This window comes from Vibrio sp. 1249-1, from assembly GCF_033340495.1.
On record NZ_JAWOWJ010000931.1, the window covers coordinates 1 to 568 of the forward strand.

Below are 568 nucleotides of genomic sequence, written 5' to 3' on the forward strand. Positions count from 1 at the left end.
TAAACGATTTTTTCCTACGCCACACGTTGGTATTGAGAAATCAGAGACTTTACGTCTTCCAAATAGCCTTCTCTCAACAAGTTATCGATGGTGGCTTCTAGCTCTTCATGCGTCATGGTGAAGCAAGTCGATTTGCCTGTCATTAGGCTCAAATATTGGTGATACTCTTCCTCGGTGTAGCGTCCGATTCTGTCTAACAATAGTGCTTTTATTCCGTGATGAATCAAGCCGTAATATGTGTGTCGGTGAAGTAACATAGCCATCTCCTTATCAAGCTTACTGACTGCATAACAGCAAGCTCAACGCTCTGGATAATTCGGTTTGTACTTCAGTTAAGCAGTTTTAATGCCAACTATTCATTCGCAATTTGATAACTGTTCGTTACGCTGATTTTATCGAAATGAAGCCATCGCACCAGTACATCACGCAATGCGTTGAGTGTGGTTGGCTTTTCCAGACGACCATCCATCAATTTAGCGATCATCTCGAGCTCTTTCTCTCCAGACTCGACAGACAGGGCGATGATTGGTGTAGTTGGAGAGCTCTGCTTGATTTTTTCGCTGGCGTC

General features: G+C 43.5%; 1 protein-coding gene and 1 pseudogene. Both read right to left on the reverse strand.

Annotation, left to right across the window (positions count from 1 at the left end; translation table 11 throughout):
• Positions 1-14 precede the first annotated feature (14 nt).
• Positions 15-257: a hypothetical protein gene (locus R7Z50_RS29760; RefSeq protein WP_180926666.1), complete on the reverse strand. Its 243-nt coding sequence runs from the start codon at positions 255-257 to the stop codon at positions 15-17.
• 95 nt (positions 258-352) lie between these two features.
• Positions 353-568, reverse strand: a pseudogene (locus R7Z50_RS29765) (hybrid sensor histidine kinase/response regulator); the annotation flags it as partial.

Excerpts from the sequence above, each read along its gene's own strand:
- R7Z50_RS29760 (WP_180926666.1), bottom strand. The coding sequence starts at position 257 with ATGTTACTTCACCGACACACATATTACGGCTTGATTCATCACGGAATA.